Origin of the sequence: Bacillus cereus group sp. MYBK245-2 (assembly GCF_051916145.1) — a bacterium.
GTDB classification, from domain to species: domain Bacteria; phylum Bacillota; class Bacilli; order Bacillales; family Bacillaceae_G; genus Bacillus_A; species Bacillus_A pacificus.
This window is the reverse complement of the sequence record NZ_JBQAGB010000044.1, coordinates 1-1,449: the sequence shown is the minus strand read 5'-3', so window position 1 is coordinate 1,449 and position 1,449 is coordinate 1. Positions and strand designations below refer to the sequence as shown.

Genomic DNA, 1,449 nt, shown 5'->3' with positions numbered 1-1,449 from the left:
TGAACCGCACCCAATTTGTTAGACAAATAACTAACAATTGGAGGTGCGGTTTTATTATGTCTAGAAAATATAAATTCGAATTAAAAAGAAATGCCGTTGAACATTATTTAAATACAAATGATTCTTTTAAAGTGACTGCCAAAAAATATCAAGTCAGTATATCGTTATTAAAAGAGTGGGTGGCACGTACTAGAGAACAAGGAATAGAGTCCTTAAACTCTAAATGTACAAGGTATGACATTCAGTTTAAAATGGAAGTATTGAATTTTATGAACAATACAGGAGCTTCGCCCCTACAAGCGGCCGCTATGTTCAACGTTCCATCTCCTCGTACCGTTAGGAAGTGGCGATCAATGCTAGAATCACAGGGGATAGATGCTCTTCGTAAAACAAGTAAGGGGTACTCCACTGTGAAGAAGAAACAGGCTATTGCACCTAAGAAAAAACAAAATATTAACTCTCAAAATGATTTACAAAAAGAAATTGAATACTTACGCATGGAAAATGCTTATTTAAAAAAGTTACACGCCTTAATTCAACAAAAACAACAATCTCTGAAAAAGACAAAGCACACATAATATATGAGTTAAGGCATGAATATAAAATTATCGACTTGATTAAAGCGGCTGAAATGGCTCGTAGTACATATTATTACTGGGTGAAACAAATGAGTCGTGAAGATAAATATAACGAGGTTAAAGAAAGTATTAAGCAGATTTTTCAGGAACACCAAGGGCGATATGGCTATAGGCGTATCACACTTGAATTACGTAATCAGGGCTATACCATTAACCACAAAACCGTCCTTCGCTTAATGAATCAATTAGGGTTAAAATCGTTGGTAAGAATCACTAAATACCGCTCTTATCGCGGGAAGGTTGGGAAGGTAGCGCCAAATGTCTTGAAGCGTGATTTCAAGGCCTCTAAGCCTAATGAAAAGTGGGTTACAGATGTTACTGAAGTTCATTTGTTTGGTGAAAAACTCTACCTATCTCCTATTCTAGACTTGTTTAATGGTGAGATTATTTCCTATAATATTGAGAAACGCCCTACATTCCTTCTAGTCGAAAGGATGTTAGATAAGGCTTTAAAATGCTTGGATAAAGAAGATACTCCTATCCTTCATTCAGATCAAGGTTGGCACTATCAAATGGATAGATATCAATATATTTTAAGAGAAAATAATATAACTCAAAGTATGTCCCGTAAGGGAAATTGCTTAGATAATGCAGTCATTGAAAATTTCTTTGGCTTATTAAAATCTGAATTACTTTATCTTAAAGATTTTGAAAGTATGGAACACTTTAGGGAAGAACTAGAGAATTATATTTATTATTACAATAATAAAAGGATTAAGGCAAAATTAAAAGGATTGCCTCCTGTAAAATACAGAATTCAATCCTTATTAGCTGCTTAAATATATGTCTAACTTTTCGGGTCCAGTTCACT

Annotated in this window: 1 protein-coding gene; it reads left to right on the top strand. The window is 34.1% G+C overall.

Features of this window, described 5'->3' with window-relative positions; all coding sequences use genetic code 11:
- The first annotated feature begins 56 nt into the window (after window positions 1-56).
- Window positions 57-1,417, top strand: a protein-coding gene (locus ACTFRN_RS28005) for an IS3-like element ISBce15 family transposase (protein WP_085963576.1) whose coding sequence is annotated in 2 segments (ribosomal slippage) — window positions 57-513 and window positions 513-1,417 — 1,362 coding nt in all. Because the reading frame shifts where the segments join, the coding sequence is not laid out codon by codon here.
- Window positions 1,418-1,449: the final 32 nt, after the last annotated feature.